Source organism: Streptomyces sp. XD-27, assembly GCF_030553055.1.
Taxonomy (GTDB): Bacteria; Actinomycetota; Actinomycetes; order Streptomycetales; family Streptomycetaceae; genus Streptomyces.
The window spans coordinates 6990075-7010807 of the sequence record NZ_CP130713.1 but is presented as its reverse complement, the minus strand read 5'-3'; the positions used below and the strand labels follow the sequence as shown (position 1 = coordinate 7010807).

Sequence of the window (20733 nt, the reverse complement as noted above, 5' to 3'; positions counted from 1 at the left end):
CGGCCGGACCCCGCTCACTCACGCCGCCCGGCCAGGAGGAGAGGAGTTGCGTCGTGGAGTACAACCTCGCCGACCTGTTCGAGTCGGTCGTGGACACGGTCCCGGACCGCGAGGCCCTGGTGTACGTCGACCATCCCGGGACCGGGGCGGAGCGCCGGCTGACGTACGCGCAGCTCGACGCGGCCGCCAACCGGCTCGGCCACCATCTGCGGGCGGCCGGGATCGGCGCCGGTGAGCACGTGGGGCTGCACCTGTACAACGGGGTGGAGTATCTGCAGACGGTCTGGGCCTGTCTGAAGATCCGGGCCGTACCGGTCAACATCAACTACCGTTACGTCGCCGACGAGCTGGCCTACCTCTACCGGGACGCGGACCTGGCGGCGCTGGTCTTCGACGCCGAGTTCACCGGCCGGGTGGCCGCGGCCGCGCCGCGGGCCCGCACGCTGCGGCATCTCATCCGGGTCGGCGCTCCGGCGCCGGGCGCTCCCGAACCGGCGCCGGCGCCCGTGCCGTTCACCGAGGCCGAGGCGTCGGGGGCGCCCGACCGGGGCTTCGCCCGGCGCTCCGCCGACGACCGCTTCGTCATCTACACCGGCGGCACCACCGGCCTGCCCAAGGGGGTCGTGTGGCGGCAGGAGGACCTGTTCTTCGCCGGGCTGGGCGGCGGCGCGCCGACCGGCGAACCGGTGGCCCGCCCCGAGGAGTTGGCCGCGCGGGTCGCGGCGGGCGGCGAGGGCCTGGTCTTCTTCCCCACTCCCCCGCTGATGCACGGCACCTCCACCCTCACCTCCTTCATCGCCTTCGACTACGGCCAGAAGGTCGTCCTGCACCGGCGGTTCGCCCCACCGGAGGTGCTGCGCACGGTGGCCAGGGAGCGGGTCACCAGCGTGTCGCTCGTGGGCGACGCGATGCTGCGCCCGCTGGTGGACGCGCTGGCCGGGCCGTGCCGGGGCGTCGACTGCTCGTCGCTGTACGCCGTCAGCAGCTCCGGCGCGGTGCTGTCGGAGACGGTGCGGGACCGGTTCACCGCGCTGCTGCCGCATGTCACGGTGCTGAACAACTTCGGCTCCTCCGAGTCCGGGTTCAACGGCACCGCCACCGACGACTCCGGCCCGCGCACCGGTTTCCGGCTGCGGGTCGACGCCCGCACCACGGTGGTCGACCCGGCGACGCACCGGCCGGTCCCGGTGGGCGAACCGGGCCGGATCGCGCGGCGCGGCCACGTGCCGCTCGGGTACTACAACGACCCGGAGAAGACCGCCGATACGTTCTTCGAGGCGGACGGCGACCGCTGGGTGCTGCTGGGCGACATGGCCACGGTCGGCGCGGACGGCGTGGTCACCGTGCTCGGCCGCGGCTCCCAGTGCATCAACACCGGTGGCGAGAAGGTGTATCCGGAGGAGGTCGAGCAGGCCCTCAAAGCCCATCCGGACATCTACGACGCGCTGGTGGCGGGCGTTCCCGACGCGCACTGGGGCAGCCGCGTGGCCGCGGTCGTCCAGCCGTGCCCCGCCGCGGAGCCACTGACCGCCGAGGCCGTACGGGCACACTGCCGCGACCGGCTCGCCGGCTACAAGATCCCGCGCACGGTCGTCTTCACCGACCACATCCAGCGCTCCCCGAGCGGCAAGGCGGACTACCGCTGGGCGGCCGAGGTCCTCCGGGACGCGCAGGGGTGACAGCCTGTCACCATGGACACCTTGTGGACGAGTGCGATCGCCGTACTGGGCACGCTGCTGGGCTCGGCTGCCACCCACGCCTTCCAGCAGCAGACGGCCCGCCGCGGTGAACGGCTGACCCGGGAAGAGCGGCTCAGACAGGAACGGTTGGCGGCCTACACCGCGTTCTCCCGCGCCCTCACGGAATACCGGCGGAGCCTCTACGTCCGTTTCAACGTCGAGCACGAAAGGGCGGCGGAGGACCGGCAGGACACGGCGCGCTGGGACACCTACACCTACCGGTCCGCCGCCGAACAGGCTCTGGTGCACATACGGCTGCTGCCGGACGACGCGGCACTGGTGGAACTGGCGCAGCACGCTCTGACGTCCGCGCACGAACTCCGGCAGGCCGCGGACCAGAGCGGGATGTCGGCACGGCGCGAGCGCGCGAAGGTCGCCCACGACGCCTTTCTGGCCGCGGCGGCCGACCGCATGCGCTGAGCCCGCGGCGCGTGGGTCGACCGGGTGCGCGGGGGTGCCGGTCCGCACGCGGCGAAATCCGGTTGCCGCCGCATCGCCCCGGTGCTGGTGTGGGCGGATGAATCGTGATGAGGTGCTGGCGCTGTTCGACCGGCAGATGCGGGAGGGCGCGCGGGCCGACGGGCCCGGGGCGCGGGTCGAGCGGGTGGGCGGCGTGGTCCGGCAGGTCGGCGGGGAGCACGGCTGGGAGGGCGTTCTCTGGTCGGACCTGGACGAGGCCACCGCGGACGCGGCCATCGCCGATCAGGTGCGGTACTTCACCGCGCTCGGGCGCGCCTTCGAATGGAAGCTGTACGGCCACGACCGGCCGGACGACCTGGCCGGGCGGCTGCGGGCGGCCGGTTTCGCGCCGGAGCCCGAGGAGACCCTGATGGTGGCCGAGGTGCGCGATCTGCCCACCGCCGTCGAGCCGCCCGAGGGGGTCCGGCTGCGTCCGGTGACGGACCCGGCCGGAGTGGACCTGGTGACGGAGGTCCACGAGAAGGCGTTCGGCACGGACAGCTCCCGCATCAGGCACCAGCTGCTCGACCAACTGGCCGGGCGGCCCGACACCGTCGCGGCCGTCGTCGCCATGGCCGGTGAGGTGCCGGTGAGTTCGGCCCGGATGGAGCTGCATCCCGGCACCGACTTCGCGAGCCTGTGGGGCGGGGGCACGGTGGCGGAGTGGCGCGGGCGGGGCGTCTACCGGGCCCTGGTGGCCTTTCGCACCCGTATCGCGGCGGACCACGGCTACCGCTTCCTCCAGGTCGACGCCTCCAGCCAGAGCCGCCCGATCCTGCGGCGGCTCGGCTTCGAGCCGCTGGCCACGACCACGCCGTACGTGTACGAGCCGTAGCCACCGGGGGCCGGGGCAGGCAGCCTGAGGCCCCGCGCCCGCCCTTACGCGCGTTCGCACACCGACGGCAGCGCGCGGGCCAGCGCCGCCCGTGCAGGGCGTCCAGGTCTCGGGCGTGGGCGACGCGCACGGCGCCCGCGGTCAGCAGGGCGGGGCAGGCGCGGGCGGTGCGGGCAGGGGCCGAGGCCGCGATGGCGCGCACCAGTTCGCCGTTGATGCGGTTGATCTCCTGCCGTACTTGCGACAGGTCCGGCCGCTCGGTGGGGGCGTTGTCCGGGTCCGCCGCCCACTGCCGGTGGAGGGCGCGCTGGACGACCTTGTTCGCCTCGATCTGGTCGCGGAAGATCCGCACCGTGGCCTGCGGGTCGGCGCCCAGCTCCTCGGCCTGCCGCGCGACCGCCTCCAGGACCTGCCGTTCCCGGGCCGGGTCGTCGATGGGGCTGTCGGTGCCCCACTTCGCGGCGGCGACCTGATCGGCGGTCAGCAGCCGCTGGGCGGACAGGTCGGCGAACGGCAGCAGATCCTGGTACGGGTGGCCGGCGGCAGCCGGGCGGTGCGGAGCGCCGTCCGGGGCGGCGAGCGCGTCCGTCGCCCCGGTGGCCAGGACGGCGGCGGTCGTCGCGGCGAGCAGCACGCGGCGCAGGGGGTGGCTCGGGCGCACGGGCGGGTCCTTCCACGTCGTCGGTTCCGGGCAGCCTAGCCCGGCGGCGCGGCGCGGAAGGAGACCGGGACCATGAAGAGGCGGCGTCATACGGGGCGTTCGCGGCCCTGCCAGTACGGGTCGCGCAACCGGCGCTTGTAGAGCTTGCCGTTGGGGTCGCGCGGCATCTCGGGGACGAAGTCGACGGACCGGGGGCGCTTGTAGCCGGCGAGCAGCCCGGCGCAGTGGGTGAGCAGGTCGGCGGCCAGGGCGGGGCCGGGCGGGTGGTCCGGTGCCGGTTCCACCACGGCCTTGACCTGCTCGCCCCAGTCGTCGTCGGGGACGCCGAAGGCCGCGGCGTCGGCGACGGCGGGGTGGGCCAGGAGCGCAGCCTCGATCTCGGCGGGATAGATGTTGACCCCGCCGGAGATGATCATGTCGATCTTCCGGTCGCGGAGGTAGAGGTAGCCGTCGTCGTCGAGCACGCCGACGTCGCCGACGGTGAAGAAGTCGCCGATGCGGTTCCCGCGGGTCTTGGCCTCGTCCTTGTGGTAGGCGAAGGCGCCGGTGGTCATCTTCATGTAGACGGTGCCGACCTCGCCCGGCGGCAGCCGGTTCCCGTCGTCGTCGAAGACGGCCAGTTCGCTGACCGGCCAGGCTCTGCCGACCGTACCCGGTTTCTTCAGCCAGTCCGCCGCGGTGGCGAACGCGCCGCCGCCCTCGCTGGCCGCGTAGTACTCCTCGACGCACGGGCCCCACCAGTCGATCATCGCCCGCTTGACGTGGTCGGGGCAGGGCGCGGCGCCGTGGATGGCGTGGCGCATCGACGAGACGTCGTACGCCCGCCGGGTCTCCTCCGAGAGCGCCAGGAGCCGGTGGAACTGGGTGGGGACCATGTGGGTGTGGGTGCAGCGGTGGGTGTCGATCAGCCGCAGCATCTCCTCCGGCGCCCAGCCGTCCATCAGCACCAGCCGGTGGCCGATGTGCAGCGACGCGCCCGCGAACTGCAGGACGGCGGTGTGGTAGAGCGGCGAGCAGACCAGGTGGACGTTGTCGCCGAACGGCCGGATGCCGAAGAACCCGAGGAAGCCCCCGAGATGGCTGGCCTCGGGGGCCGGCCGGACAGCGGGCGGCGGATGCCGCGCGGGCGGCCGGTGGTGCCGGAGGTGTAGTTCATGACCCAGCCCTGGGTGCGGTCGGCGGGCGGGGTCCCCGGCTGCCCGTCCAGCAGTGCGGCGTACGGCCGGAAGCCGGGCGCCTCGCCGACGACGTAGCGGTGGTCGGCGGGCAGTCCGGCCGCGTCGGCCGCCTCGGTGGCGGCGGCCGCGAACCGCTCGTGGGCGAGGAGGGCCTTGGCCCCCGAGTCGGCGACGATCCAGGCGATCTCAGGGGCGACCAGGTGGTGGTTGACGGGGACGAGATAGAACCCGGCCTGGGTGGCGGCGAGACAGGCGGTCAGGAACTCGACGCCGTTGGGCAGGACGGCGGCGAAGGCGTCGCCGGGCCGCAGCCCCGCCGCGCGCAGGCCGCCGACGAGTCGGTTGCAGTCGGCGTGCAGGCGGGCGGCGGTCCACGGCGTTCCGTCCGGTGCGATCACCACGGTGCGGTCGGGGTCGGCGGCCGCCTGGGCCCAGAAGCCTTGAGGGGAGCGCTGGGGGGAGCCCTTGGGGGTGGTGGCCGCCTCGTCCTGCGGCGTCCCGCCCTGGGGCCGGTCGGGTGTCCCGCCCGCGGGTGTGCTGGTCATGTCACCCCTCCTCTCGCCGCCTGGCGACGCGGTTGACGCGGTCGATGGCGCGCTCGAATCCGCTGGTCAGGTCGTCGAAGACGGCCTGGACCGGGCGCCGGGAGGTCATCAGGCCGACGATCTGCCCCACCGGCGTGCCCAGCAGCGGCTCCACCTCGTACCGCTGGATGCGGGAGACGGCTTCGGCGACGAGCAGCCCTTGCAGGGGCATCGGCAGCGGGCCGGGGCCCGCCGGATCGTCCCAGGCGTCGGTCCACGCGGTGCGCAGCTGGCGGGCGGGCTTGCCGGTCAGCGCGCGGGAGCGCACGGTGTCGCCGGAACCGGCCTTGAGCAGCTTGGCGGTCAGCGCGTCGGAGTGCAGTTCGGCCTCCTCGCAGGTCAGCCAGACGGAACCGAGCCAGACGCCCTGGGCGCCGAGGGCGAAGGCGGCGGCGATCTGGTCGCCGGTGCCGATTCCCCCCGCGGTGAGGACGGGCAGCGGATCGACGGCCCGGACGACCTCGGGCGTCAGCACCATGGAGGCGATCTCCCCGGTGTGGCCGCCGGCCTCGTAGCCCTGGGCGACGACGATGTCGATGCCCGCCTCCGCGTGCTTGCGGGCGTGCCGGGCGCTGCCCGCGAGCGCGGCGACGAGCACGCCCCGGTCGTGGGCGCGGGCGATGACGTCGGCGGGCGGTGAGCCGAGCGCGTTGGCCAGCAGCGTGATCGGGTAGTCGAAGGCGACGTCGAGCTGGGTGCGGGCGACCTGCTCCATCCAGCCGGTGATCCGCCAGCCGGATGCCTCCCCCTCGGCGAGCTCGGGGACGCCGTACTGCGCGAGCGTGTCCCTGACGTACCGCCGGTGCCCGTCGGGAATCATCGCCTCGACCTCGGCCTCGGTGACGCCGTGCGCCCGCCGCGCGGGCATGACGACGTCGAGTCCGTACGGCTTGCCGTCGGTGTGGGCCTGCATCCAGTCCAGGTCACGGGCGAGGTCCTCGGGCGCGCTGTAGCGGACCGCGCCGAGAACGCCGAGGCCGCCCGCCCGGGTGATCGCCGCGGCGACCGCGGGGAACGGGGTGAAGCCGACGATGGCGTGCTCGACGCCCAGCCTTCTGCTCAACTCCGTCTGCATGGGCGCAGGATGCCGCAGCCACGCGGACGAGGGAAGAGATTTTCTGACGCCTTGTCACATCACTCGACCCCCACGCCGCGACCAGACTAACCGATCGGTCAGTTAACTGACCGATCGGTTAGTCTGGGCGACGTACGCTGACGAGTGAGGGGGAAACATGGAGCGCACGACGTGCTGTGTGGTGGGCGGCGGCCCGGCGGGCATGATGCTCGGGCTGCTGCTGGCGCGGGCCGGTGTCGCGGTGACGGTGCTGGAGAAGCACGGGGATTTCCTGCGCGACTTCCGCGGCGACACCGTCCACCCCTCGACGCTGCGCCTGCTGGACGAACTCGGCCTCGGGGAACGGTTCGCGCGGCTCCCGTCGCGCAGGCTCCGGGACATGCGGATGCACATCGACGGCGTCACCGTCGTCGCGGGCGATCTGCGGCACATCCCCGGCCGCCACAAGTACATCGCGATGGTCCCGCAGTGGGACTTCCTCGATCTGCTGGCGGGCGCGGCGGCCGAGGAGCCCTCGTTCACCCTGCGCATGCGGACGGCCGTCACGGGGCTGCGCACGGAGGCGGCCACCGGACGGATCACAGGGGTCCGCTACGTCGACGAGGACGGCAGGCCCGGCGAACTGGCGGCCGACCTCACCGTCGCGTGCGACGGCCGCGACTCGCTGACACGCCGCCAGGCCGGGCTCGTGCCCGAGTACTTCGACGTGCCCATGGACGTCTGGCAGGTACGGGTCCCGGCGCCGCGCGACGAGGACCGGGACGAGGCCAAGGACAGCCGGGTCTTCCTCAGCATGCGCGACGGCCAGGTCGCCGCCACGATGGACCGCGGCGACTACTACCAGACCTCCTACCTCATCAAGAAGGGCATGGACGAGCAGCTCCGCGCGCACGGCATCGACTGGTTCCGCGACCGGCTCGGCGGCCTGCTCGGCTGGGACCGCGAGGCGACGAGCGCGATCCGCTCCTGGGACGACGTGAAGCTCCTGGAGGTCACGATGGGGCGGCTGCCGCGCTGGTACCGGGACGGCCTGCTGTGCATCGGCGACGCGGCGCACATCATGTCGCCGGTCGGCGGCGTCGGCGTCAACCTGGCCGTGCAGGACGCGGTCGCGGCCGCCCGGCTGCTCGCGGGGCCGCTGCGCGCGGGGACGGTCGGGCCGCGCGACCTGGCGCGGGTGCAGAGGCGCCGCCGGCTGCCGATGGCCGTCACGCAGCGGTCCCAGCTGGGCGAGCACGAGATGCTGCTGCGCCCGGCGCTGGAGGGCACGCTCCGGGGCGACCGGCTGCCGGTGCCGCTCCGGCTGCTGCGGCGCGTTCCGGCGCTGCGGACGGTCACCGGGTACCTGGGCGGGATCGGCGTACGGCCGGAACACGCCCCGGCGTTCGCCCGGCGGTGAGCCGGTGGGCGCGCGGGTCCGATGGGCACACGGGTCCGGCGGGGACCGCCGGGTGCCGCCTAGCCGCGCCGCTCGACGGCGTTCAGGGTGAACGTCACCAGCTCGTCCGCCGCGGCGTCCAGGTCGAGGTCGGGGTGGGCGAGCCAGTGGGCGATCACCCCGTCGATCGACCCGCCGACGGCCAGGGCCGTCGTCCGCGGGTCGAAGTCCCGGAAGAGGCCGGCCTGTTGGCCCGCCGCCAGCAGCTCGGCGAGGGCGTTCCAGCGGCCTGCCGTGTCGTGGCCTCCGGGGTTCTTGAGCCGGGTGCCGTCCCTGTCGTCGAGCAGCATCTCGGTGATGACGCGCACGTGGCGGCGGTTGGCCTGCTGGTAGCCGATCATGGCGCGGACGTAGGCGACGAGCGCGGAGCGCGGGTCGGACTCCCGCTCGACCCGCTCGGTGACGTACGCGAGGAACCGCTCCAGCACGTGCTCCAGGGTCGCCCGCGTGAGGTTGTCCTTGGAGGAGAAGTGGTAGAGCACCGCGGCCTTGGAGATGCCCGCCTGCTCGGCGATGGCCGACAGCGAGGTCGCCGGATGGCCCTTCGTGGAGATCAGGTCGATGGTGCACTCGATGATCTGCCGGCGGCGGGCCTGCTCGGTGAAGGTGGGACTGCCGTGCCCACGACGAGAAGTCATCGCCGCCGAGCCTATCCCAGCCCCTGACCTCGGCCGCGCCCGTCCCGGCCCTGACCGCGGCCACACCCGCCCCCGGCCTGACCGCGGCCTCGCCCGTCCCCGCCCCGATCGCGGCCGCGCCTATCGGCGCCCCTGATCGTGGCCGCCGGGGGCCTCGCCGAGCGCTTCGAGGACGGCCATCGCCGCGTTGTGGCCGGGGATGCCGCTCACCCCGCCGCCGCGGACGGCGCCCGCGCCGCACAGCAGGACGTTGGCGTGCGGGGTCGCCACGCCCCACCGCCCGGCGCCCTCCTGCGCGTACGGGAAGGCGAGCTCGCGGTGGAAGATGTTGCCGCCGGGCAGCCGCAGGTCGCGCTCCAGGTCCAGCGGGGTCTTCGCCTCGATGCACGGCTGCCCGTCCGCGTCGGTGGCCAGGCAGTCCGCGATCGGCTCCGCGAGGTGGGCGTCCAACTGCGCGAGGGTCGACTTCAGCAGCTCCTCGCGGGCGGCGTCGTTGTCGTGTGCGAAGAGCCGGGCCGGCGTGTGCAGCCCGAAGAGGGTGAGCGTCTGGTAGCCGCGCTCGACCAGGTCGGCGCCCAGGATGGTCGGGTCCGTCAACGAGTGGCAGTAGATCTCCGACGGCGGGGCGGACGGCAGCGCGCCCGCCGCGGCCTGCCGGTACGCGTCCGCCAACTGCCCGTACCCCTCGGAGACGTGGAAGGTCCCGGCGAACGCCTCACGCGGATCGGTGTCCGCGTCCCGCAGCCGCGGCAGCCGGCGCAACAGCATGTTGACCTTCAACTGCGCGCCTTCGGAGGCGGGTTCGGGGCGCGGCTCGCCCAGCAGGTCGGCCAGCTCCCGCGGGGAGGCGCCCACCAGCACATGGCGGGCGGCCACCACGGCCTCCGCGTCCCCGCCGGTGTCCCGGTACGTCACCTCCGCCGTCGTGCCGTCGGTGGCGATGGCCGTCGCCTCGCGGCCGGTGGCGATCCGCGCGCCCGCCGCGCGCGCGGCGTCGGCGAGCGCGTCCGTCAGCGCCCCATGCCGCCTACGGGGACGTCCCAGTCGCCCGTGCCGCCGCCGATGACGTGGTACAGGAAGCAGCGGTTCTGGCGCAGCGACGGGTCGTGCGCGTGGGTGAACGTGCCGATCAGCGCGTCGGTGAGCACCACGCCGCGCACCAGGTCGTCCGTGAACGCCGACTCGACCGCCTCCCCCAGCGGCCGCTCGAACAGCGCCTCCCACGCCGCGTCGTCGCCGATCCGGGCGCGCAACTCGGCGCGGGTGGGCAGCGGTTCGGTGAGCGTGGGGAAGACGCGTTCGGCGACGTGCCGGGTCATGCCGTAGAAGCGCTGCCAGGCGGTGAACTCCCGGTCGGATCCGGTCAGCCGGGCGAACGCGGCCCGGGTGCGCTCCTGGTCGTGGTGGACCAGCAGCCCGGTGGCCCGGCCGCCGCGCACGGCGGGCGTGTACGAGGACACGGCGCGCTTGCGCAGGCTGAGGCCCAGTCCGAGATCCCGTACGATCCGCCGCGGCAGCAGGCTGACCAGGTAGGAGTACCGGGAGAGCCGGGCGTCGAGCCCGGCGAACGGGCGGGTGGAGACGGCCGCGCCGCCGGTGCGGTCCAGGCGCTCCAGGACGAGGACGCTGCGGCCCGCGCGGGCGAGGTAGGCGGCGGCGACGAGTCCGTTGTGACCGCCGCCGACGATGACGGCGTCGTACGCGTCTGCTGGCTGGGTGCGGGTCATGGCTCTCACCTTGCCCCTCCCCGCCCCTTCCCGAAACTGGGGCTCTGCCCCAGACCCCGGCGCTCAACGACGACGGCACCGGCACCGGCTACCGGTGCGGGCGCCCCGGTCGGACGGCCTCCGCCGCGCGGCGGTAGAGGGCGGCGGCCTCCTCCGTCCGGCCCAGTTGCTCCAGGCACTGCGCCTCGTCCGTACGGCTGGTGACCGTGTCGGGGTGGCCGCTGCCCAGCACCCGTTCCCGGGCTCGGGCGACCTGCTGGTAGAGGGTGAGCGCGTCGGCCCAGCGGCCCAGCCAGCCCAGCCCCACGGCGACCTCGCGGCGGCTGACCAGGGTGTCGGGGTGGTCGAGGCCCAGGACCCGCTCGCGGCTCGCGCACACCTCGCGGGCCTCGGCCAGGGCCTCCTCCCAGCGGCCGAGGCGGCCGAGGTTGACCCCCAGGCCGTGCCGGGCGCGCAGCGTCTCGGGGTCGGTGGGCCCCTGCGCGCGCGTGCGGTCGTCGACGAGCTCGCGGTAGAGCTTGAGCGCCTCGGCGCACTCGCCCAGCCGGCCGAGGCTGATGCCGACCTCGTACCGGGCGGCGAGGGTGTCGGGGTGGTCCGGGCCCAGCGTCCGGGCGCGCGCGGCGGCCACCTCCTGGTAGGTCCGCAGCGCCTCCGGCCAGCGGTTGAGCCGGCCCAGCCCGTACGCCACCTCGTACCGGGTGACGAGCGTGTCCGGGTGGTCCGCGCCGAGCACGCGGGCGCGCGCGGCGGCCACCTCGCAGGCCGTACGGTACGCATCGGCGACCCGGCCCAGCCGCCCCAGGGTGAAGGCGAGGTTGTGCCGGCAGCGCAGGGTGTCGGGATGGTCGGGGCCCATGGCGCGCTCGCGGGCGGCGAGCACGGCGGTGTAGATCTCGTAGGCCGCTCCGTGGCGCCCGAGCTGGCCGAGGACGTACGCGCTCTCCTGACGGGCCGCCAGGGTGTCCGGGTGGTCCGCGCCGAGCACCCGCTCCCGGGCCTCGGCGACCTGTCCGTACTCGCGCAGCGCCGCGTCCGGGCGGCCGAGCCCGCCGAGCGTGAAGGCGACCTCGTACCGGCTGGCCAGGGTGTCGGGGTGGTCGGGGCCCAGCGCCTGGGCGCGCGCGGCGGCCACCTCCCGGTGCACCCGCTCCGCCTCCGCCCAGCGGCCCTGCCGGGCCAGGGCGAGCCCGGCCTGGTGCCGCTCGGCCAGCCCGTCCGGCGCGGCCGACAGCGGCGAGGGCGGGGCGGCGGACAGCGGCGTGGACGGGGCGTCGGACAGCTGCTGGGGTGGCGTGGCGGGTGCCTGCGGCGGCCGGGCGGGCATCCGGGGCGGCGTGGCGGACTCCTGGGACGACGGCGAGGAGGCCGTGGGGTGCGCGGCCGGCGGGTCGGGCAGGGTGGGCCCCGGGTACGCGGCGACGTGTCCGGTCCACGCGCCGGTCAGCCCACCCGGATGCGGTTCGGGGACGGCGGTGTGCGCCGTTCGGGCGCCGTCGGCCTTGGCGCCGGTGGTCATCTCCCGCGCCCAGCCCGGCAGGCGGTCGGGCGCCGGCTCCTGCGCCGGGCCCGCGCCTTCCCGCGGGTCGGACCGGTGGCCGCCTCCGGTCGCCTCGTGAGCCACCTGGTGACGGTCCATCAGTACGGTGGGCGGCGCCGACAGGTCCGCCGCCCCGCCGCGAGTGGCGCCCACCAGGACATCGGCCCCACGCGGCCCGCCCGTGGTGCGGCTCCCGGCGATCCGCCGGACGATGTCGGCGGCGTCCTTGGGCCGGCCCTCCGGCTCCTTGGCGAGCAGGTCGAGGATGATGTCCTCGAACGGCTCGGACAGCTCGGGGCGGTGCCGGCGCGGCGGCACCGGCGCGGTCTCGCGGTGGCCGACGATGATGGACCACGTGTCGCCGAGGTCGAACGGCGGGGCTCCGGTGGCCAGCTCGTACAGCACGCAGCCCAGCGAGTACAGGTCGCTGCGGTGGTCGATGGAGGCGCCTTCGATCTGTTCGGGCGACATGTAGTGCGGCGTGCCCATGGCCATGCCGGCGCCGGGTCCGGTGAGCCGGGCGGTGAACCCGATGTCGTGGCCGAGGCGGGCGATGCCGAAGTCGCAGATCTTCACGTCGCCGTCGGTCAGCCGCATGATGTTCGCGGGCTTCAGGTCGCGGTGGACGATGCCCTGCCCGTGGGTGTAGGCGAGCGCGCCCGCTACCTGGTCGGCGATGTCCACCACGTCCGCCACGGGCAGCGGCCGCCGCTCGTGGTCCTCCAGCAGTTGGCAGAGGTTGCGCCCGTCCAGCAGCTCCATCACCAGGAACAGCACGCCGTCGTCCTCGCCGAAGTCGTGCACCACCGTCACGCCCCGGTGCTGGAGCCCGGCCGCCACCCGCGCCTCGCGGCGGAACCGCTCGCGCAGGACGCCGAGGAACGACGGATCATGGCTCTGGCCCCTGGGCTTGAGGCACTTCACGGCCACCCGGCGGCCGAGTGACTCGTCCCGGGCCCGCCACACCTCGCCCATTCCGCCGCGCCCGATGAGTTCGAGCAGCCGGTACCGGCCCTGGATCAGCCTGGTGTCCGCCATGCTCCGGCCCCGCCCCGTCTCTTCTCCGTCCGTGGCTCGTCATCGCACCTCTACGAGGCCGCGCGGCCCCTTCCCACCGGCTGGTCCGACTGCCCAGTATGGCTGGCTGCGCGCGCGGCTTGTAGACGGCTCGGGTCAGGTTATCGGCGGCGGGTCGTACGGTCGGTGTCCGGCCCGTCACCACGGATACCCTCACCGGTATGAGCATGCCCAGCGCCCTCGACACCGAGCAGGCCCGCACCCGCCTGCCCGACCTGACCGTCATCGACGTCCGCACTCCCGGCGAGTACGCGTCCGGGCACCTTCCCGGCGCCGTCAACATCCCGCTCGACCAGCTTCCCCGCGCGCTGCCCGCGCTCAGGGAGGCGGCCGACCGGAGCGGGCTCCTCGTGGTCTGCGCGTCCGGTGCCCGGTCCGAGGACGCCCGCGGGACCCTCGCCGCGCACGGCGTGACCGCCGCGACGCTCACCGGCGGCACCAGCGCCTGGGCGGACGCCGGTCACGACCTGCACCGCCCGGCCACCGCCGGCCGGGCCGCCTGGTCGATGGAGCGCCAGGTCCGGTTCACCGCCGGCGCCGTCGTCCTCGCCGGCCTCGGCCTGGGCCTGTGCCGCCCCGCATGGCGGCTGCTCTCCGCGGGGATCGGGGCCGGGCTGGTCTACTCGGCGGTGAGCGACACCTGCGGCATGGCCGCCGTACTCGCCAGGCTGCCGCACAACCGCCCCCGGGCCGCGGACCTCGACGCCGCGCTGGCCGCCCTGGCCCGGCGGTAGCCCCCGGCAGCCGGCTCGTGGGCGGACTCGCTCCGGCTCATCGGCGGACCCGCGGCATCCCCAGCCCGATCCAGGAGATGATCTCCCGCTGCACCTCGTTGTTGCCGCCGCCGAAGGTGAAGACGACGCTGCTGCGGTAGCCGCGCTCCAGCTCGCCGTGGAGGACCGCGCCCGCCGACCCCTCCTTGAGCGGACCGGCCGCGCCGAGGACCTCCATCAGCCAGGCGTAGGCGTCCCGGCGCGCCTCGGATCCGTACACCTTGGCGGCGGAGGCGTCCTGGGGGGTGAGCGCGTCGTGCTGGAGGGCGTCGACCATCCGCCAGTTGAGCAGTCTCATGGCCTCCAGGCGGGCGTGGGTGCGGGCCAGCCGGGCGCGTACCCACGCCAGGTCGATGATGCGGCGGCCGTCGGCGAGGCGGGTGCCGGCGGCCCAGTGCTGGACGCCGCGCAGGGCGCGGATGGCCATGGACCCGTGCGCGGCGAGCGTGACGCGCTCGTAGTTGAGCTGGGTGGTGATCATGCGCCAGCCCTCGTTCTCCGCGCCGACGCGGCGGGTGACCGGGACCCGGATGTCCTCGTAGTAGCTGGCGGTGGTGTCGTGGGAGGCCAGGGTGGTGATGGGGGTGCAGGAGTAGCCGGGGTCGGTGGTCGGTACCAGCAGGAGGCTGATGCCCTTGTGGGGCGGCGCGTCCGGGTCGGTGCGGACCGCGAGCCACACCCAGTCGGCGGTGTCGCCGTTCGTGGTCCAGGTCTTCTGGCCGTTGACGCGGTAGGTGTCGCCCTCGCGTACGGCACGGGTCTTGAGGGAGGCCAGGTCGGTGCCCGCGTCGGGTTCGCTGTAACCGATGGCGAAGTCGATCTCACCGGCGAGGATGCGCGGCAGGAAGTACGCCTTCTGCTCGTCGGTGCCGTACCGCATCAGGGTGGGGCCGACGGTGTTGAGCGCCATCAGCGGCAGGGGTACGCCCGCCTGTGCCGCCTCGTCGAAGAAGATGAACTGCTCCAGCGGGGTCAGCCCGCGCCCGCCGTACTCCCTCGGCCAGCCGACGCCCAGCCAGCGGTCGGCGCCCAGGCGGCGGATGGTGGCGCGGTAGAAGCGCTTCTGCGCGGCGCGGTCGGTGGCGGGGGCGCGGTCGTCGGGGACGAGTTCGGCGAAGTAGGCACGCAGTTCGGCGCGTAGCCGCTGCTGCTCGGGCGTGTAGGCGAGGTGCACGGCGCCTCCCTCTTTCTCTCGTGGTGCGCGGGAGGGGGCACGGTAGAACGTGTTCCACTAAGAGGGAAGGGTCGTGCGGGGGGCGGCGGGGCCGCCGCAGATCGATACTGGGGCTCCGCCCCAGACCCGGGAGGTACCCATGCGGATGCTGATCAACGTGCCCGAGACCGTGGTCCCCGACGCCCTGCGCGGCATGGCCGCGGCCCACCCCGAGCTGACCGTCGACGTCGAGAACCGGGTGATCGTGCGGCGCGACGCGCCCGTGGCGGGCAAGGTCGCGCTGGTCTCCGGCGGCGGCTCCGGGCACGAGCCGCTGCACGGCGGCTTCGTGGGGCGCGGCATGCTCGACGCCGCCTGCCCCGGCGAGATCTTCACCTCGCCGGTGCCGGACCAGATGGTGCGCGCGGCGGCGGCCGTGGACAGCGGCAAGGGCGTGCTGTTCGTCGTCAAGAACTACACCGGCGACGTCCTCAACTTCGACATGGCGGCCGAGCTGGCCGAGGACGAGGGCATCCAGGTCGCCAAGGTGCTGGTCAACGATGATGTGGCGGTCACGGACAGCCTCTATACGGCGGGTCGCCGGGGCACCGGCGCGACGCTGTTCGTGGAGAAGATCGCGGGCGCGGCGGCCGAGGAGGGCGCGCCGCTGGAGCGCGTCAAGGCCATCGCCCGTCAGGTCAACGAGTCGGCCCGCAGCTTCGGCGTGGCGCTGAGCGCGTGCACCACCCCGGCCAAGGGCAGTCCCACCTTCGACCTCCCGGCCGGGGAGCTGGAGCTGGGCATCGGCATCCACGGGGAGCCGGGCCGGGAGCGGCGCGCCATGATGACCTCGCGCGAGATCGCGGACGTCGCGGTGGACACGGTGCTGGAGGACCTCCGGCCGGACAGCCCGGTGCTGCTGCTGGTCAACGGCATGGGCGCGACGCCGCTGGTGGAGCTGTACGGCTTCAACGCGGAGGTGCACCGGGTACTGGCCGAACGGGGCGTTCCGGTGGTCCGCACCCTCGTCGGCAACTACGTGACCTCGCTGGACATGGCGGGCACGTCGGTGACGCTGTGCGAGGTCGACGAGGAGCTGCTGCGGCTGTGGGACGCCCCGGTCCGCACCGCCGGGCTCCGGTGGGGGTGTTGAACGGGTGCGTACGCTGTGGGCAATGAACCGGATCTCGAGGAGGACCGCTTTGTGAGCGACGCACGCGCGGCCACCGGGCGGCAGCCGACGACGATGGCGGTACCTCTGCGCCGCGTGGGCGGAGAAGCGAGCGAGGAGGCACAGTGAGCGACAGGGGTTCCGCCGGTGAGAGGCCGTACGGCGTCGACTTCTTCCGGCGCTGGATGAGCGCGGTGACCGCCGCCGTGGAGCGGGAGGCGGACCGGCTCACCGAACTGGACGCGGCGATCGGCGACGCCGACCACGGCACGAACATGCAGCGCGGCTTCCGGGCCGTGTGCGCCGTCCTGGACAAGGAGCAGCCCGGCACGCCCGGCGCCGTCCTGGTCCTGGCCGGTCGGCAGCTGATCTCGACGGTGGGCGGCGCGTCGGGCCCGCTGTACGGAACGCTGCTGCGGCGCGCGGGCAAGGCACTCGGCGACGCGGAGGCGGTCGGCCCCGCGGAGCTGCGGGAGGCGCTGCGCGCCGGGGTGGACGCGGTCGCCCAACTGGGTGGCGCGGCCCTCGGTGACAAGACGATGCTGGACGCGCTGATCCCGGGGGTCGAGGCACTGGCCGAGTCGTTCGCGGCGGCGGAGGCGGCGGCCTCGGACGGCGCGCTGGCGACCGTACCGCTCCAGGCGCGCAAGGGCCGGGCCAGCTACCTGGGCGAGCGCAGCATCGGCCACCAGGACCCGGGCGCGACCTCCTCGGCGCTGCTGCTCATGACGCTGGCGGAGGTGGCGAAGGGGTCGGAGGGGTCGACGGAGGGGGCGGCGCAGTGAGCGCGGCGGAGGGGACGACGGCTGAGGGGACGGGGCAGACAGTGAGCGGAACGGACGGGGAGACGCGAGCGGAGAAGCGAGCCGAACAGCGGGCGGAGCGGCTGGTCGGGGTGGTGCTCGTCGCGCACAGCGCGGCGGTGGCCGCGGCCGTCGCCGAGCTGGCCACCGGCCTGGCGGGTGGCGGTACGACGGCCCCGGTGGCGCCCGCCGGAGGCACTCCGGACGGCGGCCTGGGCACCAGCGCGAAGCTGATCGCCGAGGCGGCCCACGCGGTCGACCGGGGCGCGGGCGTCGCGATCCTGGCGGACATGGGCAGCGCGGTGCTGACGGTGAAGGCGCTGCTCGCGGAGGGCGACCAACTCCCGGCGGACACCCGGCTGGTGGACGCCCCCTTCGTCGAGGGGGCGGTGGCCGCGGTCGCCACGGCCTCGGCGGGCACGGACCTGGCCGCGGTCGCGGCGGCGGCCGAGGAGGCGTACGGCTACCGCAAGACGTGAACGGTGTGCCGACGCATCGGGCCGCCGGGCCGACGAGGGCGCCGGGCCACCAGACCGCCCGGTCGCCAGGGCAGGGGCCCGGGGCCGCCGGGCCGACGGTGCTCCGGGCCACCAGACCGCCGGGTCGCCAGGGCGGGGCCCCGGGGCCGCCGGGCCGCCGGGGGGGGCACCCGGCTGCCGGGCCGGGGGCGCGCCGCTCGCCGGGAGGTCGTCCGGGCCGTACCGGGGTACGGTCACGGCATGCCCGAGCTACCGGACGTCGAGGGGTACCGGCGGGTGCTGGACTCCTGTGGGCGGGGGCGGCGCGTGACCCGGGTGGAGCGGGCCGACCCGGGCGTGCTGCGCGCCGTGAGCGCACGGCGGTTGCGCCGCGCGTTGGAAGGCCGCCGACTGCGGGAGCCCGAACGGCTCGGCAAGTGGCTCATCGCCCGTACGGACGGGCCCGCCGTGCTGCTGCACTTCGGGATGACCGGCGAGCTCCTGTGCTGCTCCGCCGATGACCCCGGGCACCGGCACGACCGTGTGGTGCTCACGCTGGACGACGACCATCAGCTGCGCTACCGCGACCAGCGCAAGCTCCAGGGGCTGCGCTTGGCCGACTCCGAGGCGGACATCGAGCGCGTCACCGCGCGACTGGGGCCTGACGCGCTGGCGGTGGACGGCGAGACCTTCGCGTCGCTGCTGGCCGGGCGGCGCGCACGGGTGAAGACCGTGCTGACCGACCAGTCCGCGCTCGCCGGGCTGGGAAACCTCCTCGCGGACGAGATCCTGTGGCGCGCGGGCATCCCTCCGGGACGCCCGGCCAAGGCCCTGGACGAGGACGAACGCCGACGGCTGTACCGCGAGATGCGCGGCGTCTTGCGGTCCTCGGTGCGGGCCGGACGGGTACCGGACCGCCCGTCGTGGCTGACCGGACGGCGCGACGCGCCCGACCCCGCGTGCCCGCGCTGCGACGGCCCGCTGCGCCGGACGCGGATCGGCGGCCGCGGCACCGTCTGGTGCCCGCGCTGCCAACCGGACGACGGAAGGTGACGCGCCCGGCCGTGTCGTCCGGATCCGTACCCGGTCGGGAGCTCCCGCTGATGGCGGTCACCCGCACGAGCTGAGCCATGCCGGTCCTAAGAACGTTCTAAGAGCGGCCTCTGCGAGGGTTGGGCGCAGACACGCCCACCGAAAGGCCCGCCGATGCCCTCACCCACCCCCGCTTCCGCCGTCGTGCTCGTGGTCGACGACGACCCCGACGTCCGCGCCGCCGTCGTGGACGCGCTGGCCGTCGAGGGGTACGAGGTGCGGGAGGCGGCGGACGGGCTGGCGGCGCTCAGCGCGGTGGCCGCCGCGCCGCCCGACGCGATCCTGCTGGACCTGGCCATGCCGGTACTGGACGGGCTGGCGGTCTGCCGCGAGCTGCGGCGGCTCGGGGACCGTACGCCCGTGCTCGTCGTCACCGCCCGCGACGCGGTCAGCGACCGGGTCGCGGGCCTGGACGCCGGCGCCGACGACTACCTGGTCAAGCCCTTCGCGCTGGACGAGCTGCTGGCCCGGCTCCGCGCCCTGCTGCGCCGCGCGGCTCCCCCGCGGATCGCGGACGAGCCCTCCGGCGGCGCGCTCTCCTTCGCCGACCTGACCGTCGACCCGGAGACGCGCACGGGCGTCCGCGGCGGGCGGCGGCTGGAGTTCACACGCACCGAGTTCGCGCTGCTGGAGCTGTTCCTGCAGCACCCCGGCCAGGTGCTGCCGCGCGACCTGATCCAGGAGCGGGTGTGGGGCGCCGACTTCGGGCCGGAGTCCAACTCGCTCGCCGTCTACGTGGGCTATCTGCGCCGCAAGCTGGAGGCGGGCGGCGCCGCGCGGCTGGTGCACACCGTGCACGGCGTCGGCTACGAGCTGGCGGCCCGGTGACCGCCCGCCGCCCGGCCGGACGGGCCGACCGACCACGCCGCCGCCCGGCCGCGAAGGCCGACCGACCACGTCGCCTGTCCGATCGCCTGCGCCGCCTGTCGCGCCGCCCGCGCCGCGCGCGCCCGGGGCTGCCCCGCCGCGTGGGCCGCGCGCCGCTGCGCACCCGGCTCGCCCTGATCACCTCCGTCGCCGTCGCGCTGGTGGCGCTCGGGGTGTGCGCGGCCGCGTTTGTCGTCATCCGCTACGAGCTGGTGCGCCAGCTCGACCTCCAGCTGACCCAGCAGGCGAACCTGATCGCCCAGGAGAAGCGCGACCAGCCCGCCGGGCCGCTGTACGGCGAGTGCGTCTGGCTGTCCGCCCCGGCCTGCGCGCAGATCGTCACCCCGCGCACCGGCCTGCCCGGCGCGCGCGGCGGCGGGGACCTGGTGCTCCCGGTCACCGACGCCACCCGCGCCGTCGCCGCGGGCTCCCGCCCGGCGTACAACAGCGACATCACCCTGCGCGGCCACCGGATGCGGCTGCTCACCACCCCGCTGCGCGGCCATCGCGCGCTGGAGTTGGCGATCCGCTCCGACACCGCCGACCAGGGCGTACGGCAGGCGGGCCGGCTGCTGGGCGCGGTCGGCGCCGCCGGGGTGCTGCTCGCGGCGGGGCTCGGCTACCTCGCGTCCCGTACGGCGCTGGCCCCCGTCACCCGGCTCACCGCCACCGCGGAACGGATCACCGCGACCCGGGACCCCGCCCATCGCATCGAGCTCTCGGCGGCCGAGCGCCGCCGCCCGGACGAGATCACCCGGCTCGCGGACAGCTTCAACACCATGCTCGGCGAGCTCCAGCAGTCCGTCGCCGCCCAGCGCCGCCTGGTCGCCGACGCCTCCCACGAGCTGCGGACGCCGCTGACCGCGCTGCGGACGAACGCCGAGCTGCTCGCCCGCGCCGACCGGCTCTCCGACAGCAGCCGCGACCGGGCCGCGGCCGCGCTCGGCCGCCAACTGCGCGAGGTGACCGGGCTGGTCAACGACCTGATCGAGCTGGCGCGGGACGAGGAGCCGCAGCCGCTGGTGGAACCGCTGCGGCTGGACGAACTCGTGGCGCGCTGCGTCGAGCAGGCGCGCGGCCACTGGCCGGACACCCCGTTCGGCACGGAGCTGGCGGCATGCACGGTGTACGGCGTTCCGGCCCGGCTCGCCCGGCTGCTGTCCAACCTGCTCGACAACGCGGCCAAGTTCAGCCCGCCGGGCGCGCCGGTCGACATCCGGCTCGCGGTGACGGCTGACGGCATCGACCTCACGGTGCGCGACCACGGCCCGGGCATCGCCGCCGAGGACCTGCCGCACGTCTTCGACCGCTTCTACCGGTCGCGCCAGGCGCGCGCCCTGCCCGGTTCGGGGCTCGGCCTGGCCATGGCCCGGCAGATCGCCCGCGCCCACGGCGCCGAGCTCACCGCCGAGCGGCCGGACGGCGGCGGGGCCTGCTTCCGGCTGCGGTTCCCTCGTGCGTGAGC

Annotated in this window: 15 protein-coding genes and 3 pseudogenes; 11 read left to right on the top strand and 7 right to left on the bottom strand. The window is 74.9% G+C overall.

Annotated elements, in window-relative coordinates; all coding sequences use genetic code 11:
* Positions 1 to 53: 53 nt before the first annotated feature.
* The 3 genes from Q3Y56_RS30720 (at position 54) to Q3Y56_RS30710 (ending at position 3033) form a co-directional block, all read left to right on the top strand.
* Positions 54 to 1679, top strand: coding sequence for an acyl-CoA synthetase (locus Q3Y56_RS30720; protein WP_304465011.1), 1626 nt, complete (start codon positions 54 to 56; stop codon positions 1677 to 1679).
* A 12-nt stretch (positions 1680 to 1691) separates the two neighbouring features.
* Complete coding sequence (locus tag Q3Y56_RS30715; RefSeq protein ID WP_304465010.1) at positions 1692 to 2159, top strand: hypothetical protein; 468 nt, start codon at positions 1692 to 1694, stop codon at positions 2157 to 2159.
* Positions 2160 to 2256: 97 nt separating this feature from the next.
* The gene (locus Q3Y56_RS30710) at positions 2257 to 3033 is read left to right on the top strand and encodes a GNAT family N-acetyltransferase (protein WP_304465009.1); all 777 of its coding nucleotides are present in this window, start codon (positions 2257 to 2259) and stop codon (positions 3031 to 3033) included.
* Between the two features lie 44 nt (positions 3034 to 3077).
* Here the strand turns inward: Q3Y56_RS30710 and Q3Y56_RS30705 are convergent.
* From Q3Y56_RS30705 to Q3Y56_RS30695, 3 genes and pseudogenes are all read right to left on the bottom strand, one after another.
* Positions 3078 to 3694: pseudogene (locus Q3Y56_RS30705) on the bottom strand (chorismate mutase).
* Between the two features lie 86 nt (positions 3695 to 3780).
* Positions 3781 to 5417, bottom strand: a pseudogene (locus Q3Y56_RS30700) (acyl-CoA synthetase).
* A gap of 1 nt (position 5418) precedes the next feature.
* Complete coding sequence (locus tag Q3Y56_RS30695) at positions 5419 to 6531, bottom strand: nitronate monooxygenase family protein (RefSeq protein WP_304465008.1); 1113 nt, start codon at positions 6529 to 6531, stop codon at positions 5419 to 5421.
* A gap of 157 nt (positions 6532 to 6688) precedes the next feature.
* On the opposite strand from Q3Y56_RS30695, the gene Q3Y56_RS30690 reads away from it, so the two are divergent.
* A complete protein-coding gene (locus tag Q3Y56_RS30690) occupies positions 6689 to 7930 on the top strand; it encodes an FAD-dependent oxidoreductase (RefSeq protein WP_304465007.1) in 1242 nt (413 codons plus the stop codon).
* 59 nt (positions 7931 to 7989) lie between these two features.
* Here the strand turns inward: Q3Y56_RS30690 and Q3Y56_RS30685 are convergent, their stop codons facing one another.
* The 3 genes and pseudogenes from Q3Y56_RS30685 to Q3Y56_RS30675 all read right to left on the bottom strand — a co-directional run bounded on the left by Q3Y56_RS30685 (position 7990) and on the right by Q3Y56_RS30675 (position 12912).
* Positions 7990 to 8607 (bottom strand): TetR/AcrR family transcriptional regulator, encoded by a 618-nt coding sequence (locus Q3Y56_RS30685; protein WP_304465006.1) that lies wholly within the window; start codon positions 8605 to 8607, stop codon positions 7990 to 7992.
* Positions 8608 to 8727: 120 nt separating this feature from the next.
* A pseudogene (locus tag Q3Y56_RS30680) lies at positions 8728 to 10334 on the bottom strand (phytoene desaturase family protein).
* An 88-nt stretch (positions 10335 to 10422) separates the two neighbouring features.
* A complete protein-coding gene (locus Q3Y56_RS30675; RefSeq protein ID WP_304465005.1) occupies positions 10423 to 12912 on the bottom strand; it encodes a serine/threonine-protein kinase in 2490 nt (829 codons plus the stop codon).
* Between the two features lie 200 nt (positions 12913 to 13112).
* On the opposite strand from Q3Y56_RS30675, the gene Q3Y56_RS30670 reads away from it, so the two are divergent.
* Positions 13113 to 13685 (top strand): rhodanese-like domain-containing protein, encoded by a 573-nt coding sequence (locus Q3Y56_RS30670; protein ID WP_304465004.1) that lies wholly within the window; start codon positions 13113 to 13115, stop codon positions 13683 to 13685.
* A gap of 37 nt (positions 13686 to 13722) precedes the next feature.
* Here Q3Y56_RS30670 and Q3Y56_RS30665 read toward each other — a convergent pair whose 3' ends face one another.
* The gene (locus Q3Y56_RS30665; protein WP_304465003.1) at positions 13723 to 14898 is read right to left on the bottom strand and encodes an acyl-CoA dehydrogenase family protein; all 1176 of its coding nucleotides are present in this window, start codon (positions 14896 to 14898) and stop codon (positions 13723 to 13725) included.
* Positions 14899 to 15037: 139 nt separating this feature from the next.
* Here Q3Y56_RS30665 and dhaK point away from each other — a divergent pair, with 139 nt between their 5' ends.
* From dhaK to Q3Y56_RS30635, 6 genes are all read left to right on the top strand, one after another.
* A complete protein-coding gene (gene dhaK, locus Q3Y56_RS30660; protein ID WP_304465002.1) occupies positions 15038 to 16030 on the top strand; it encodes a dihydroxyacetone kinase subunit DhaK in 993 nt (330 codons plus the stop codon).
* Positions 16031 to 16233: 203 nt separating this feature from the next.
* Positions 16234 to 16833 (top strand): dihydroxyacetone kinase subunit DhaL, encoded by a 600-nt coding sequence (gene dhaL, locus Q3Y56_RS30655; protein ID WP_304465877.1) that lies wholly within the window; start codon positions 16234 to 16236, stop codon positions 16831 to 16833.
* A 101-nt stretch (positions 16834 to 16934) separates the two neighbouring features.
* The gene (locus Q3Y56_RS30650; RefSeq protein WP_304465876.1) at positions 16935 to 17330 is read left to right on the top strand and encodes a PTS-dependent dihydroxyacetone kinase phosphotransferase subunit DhaM; all 396 of its coding nucleotides are present in this window, start codon (positions 16935 to 16937) and stop codon (positions 17328 to 17330) included.
* Between the two features lie 240 nt (positions 17331 to 17570).
* Complete coding sequence (locus Q3Y56_RS30645) at positions 17571 to 18362, top strand: Fpg/Nei family DNA glycosylase (protein ID WP_304465001.1); 792 nt, start codon at positions 17571 to 17573, stop codon at positions 18360 to 18362.
* Positions 18363 to 18515: 153 nt separating this feature from the next.
* Positions 18516 to 19229: a response regulator transcription factor gene (locus tag Q3Y56_RS30640; RefSeq protein ID WP_304465000.1), complete on the top strand. Its 714-nt coding sequence runs from the start codon at positions 18516 to 18518 to the stop codon at positions 19227 to 19229.
* A 140-nt stretch (positions 19230 to 19369) separates the two neighbouring features.
* Positions 19370 to 20731: a HAMP domain-containing sensor histidine kinase gene (locus tag Q3Y56_RS30635; protein WP_304464999.1), complete on the top strand. Its 1362-nt coding sequence runs from the start codon at positions 19370 to 19372 to the stop codon at positions 20729 to 20731.
* The last annotated feature ends 2 nt before the right edge of the window (positions 20732 to 20733 follow it).

Bases quoted from the DNA above. Each gene is read 5' to 3' on its own strand.
- Q3Y56_RS30645 (WP_304465001.1), top strand. From the start codon at position 17,571: ATGCCCGAGCTACCGGACGTCGAGGGGTACCGGCGGGTGCTGGACTCC.
- dhaL (WP_304465877.1), top strand. From the start codon at position 16,234: ATGAGCGCGGTGACCGCCGCCGTGGAGCGGGAGGCGGACCGGCTCACC.
- Q3Y56_RS30710 (WP_304465009.1), top strand. From the start codon at position 2,257: ATGAATCGTGATGAGGTGCTGGCGCTGTTCGACCGGCAGATGCGGGAG.
- Q3Y56_RS30695 (WP_304465008.1), bottom strand. From the start codon at position 6,531: ATGCAGACGGAGTTGAGCAGAAGGCTGGGCGTCGAGCACGCCATCGTC.
- Q3Y56_RS30685 (WP_304465006.1), bottom strand. From the start codon at position 8,607: ATGACTTCTCGTCGTGGGCACGGCAGTCCCACCTTCACCGAGCAGGCC.
- Q3Y56_RS30715 (WP_304465010.1), top strand. From the start codon at position 1,692: ATGGACACCTTGTGGACGAGTGCGATCGCCGTACTGGGCACGCTGCTG.
- Q3Y56_RS30675 (WP_304465005.1), bottom strand. From the start codon at position 12,912: ATGGCGGACACCAGGCTGATCCAGGGCCGGTACCGGCTGCTCGAACTC.
- Q3Y56_RS30670 (WP_304465004.1), top strand. From the start codon at position 13,113: ATGAGCATGCCCAGCGCCCTCGACACCGAGCAGGCCCGCACCCGCCTG.
- dhaK (WP_304465002.1), top strand. From the start codon at position 15,038: ATGCGGATGCTGATCAACGTGCCCGAGACCGTGGTCCCCGACGCCCTG.
- Q3Y56_RS30690 (WP_304465007.1), top strand. From the start codon at position 6,689: ATGGAGCGCACGACGTGCTGTGTGGTGGGCGGCGGCCCGGCGGGCATG.
- Q3Y56_RS30640 (WP_304465000.1), top strand. From the start codon at position 18,516: ATGCCCTCACCCACCCCCGCTTCCGCCGTCGTGCTCGTGGTCGACGAC.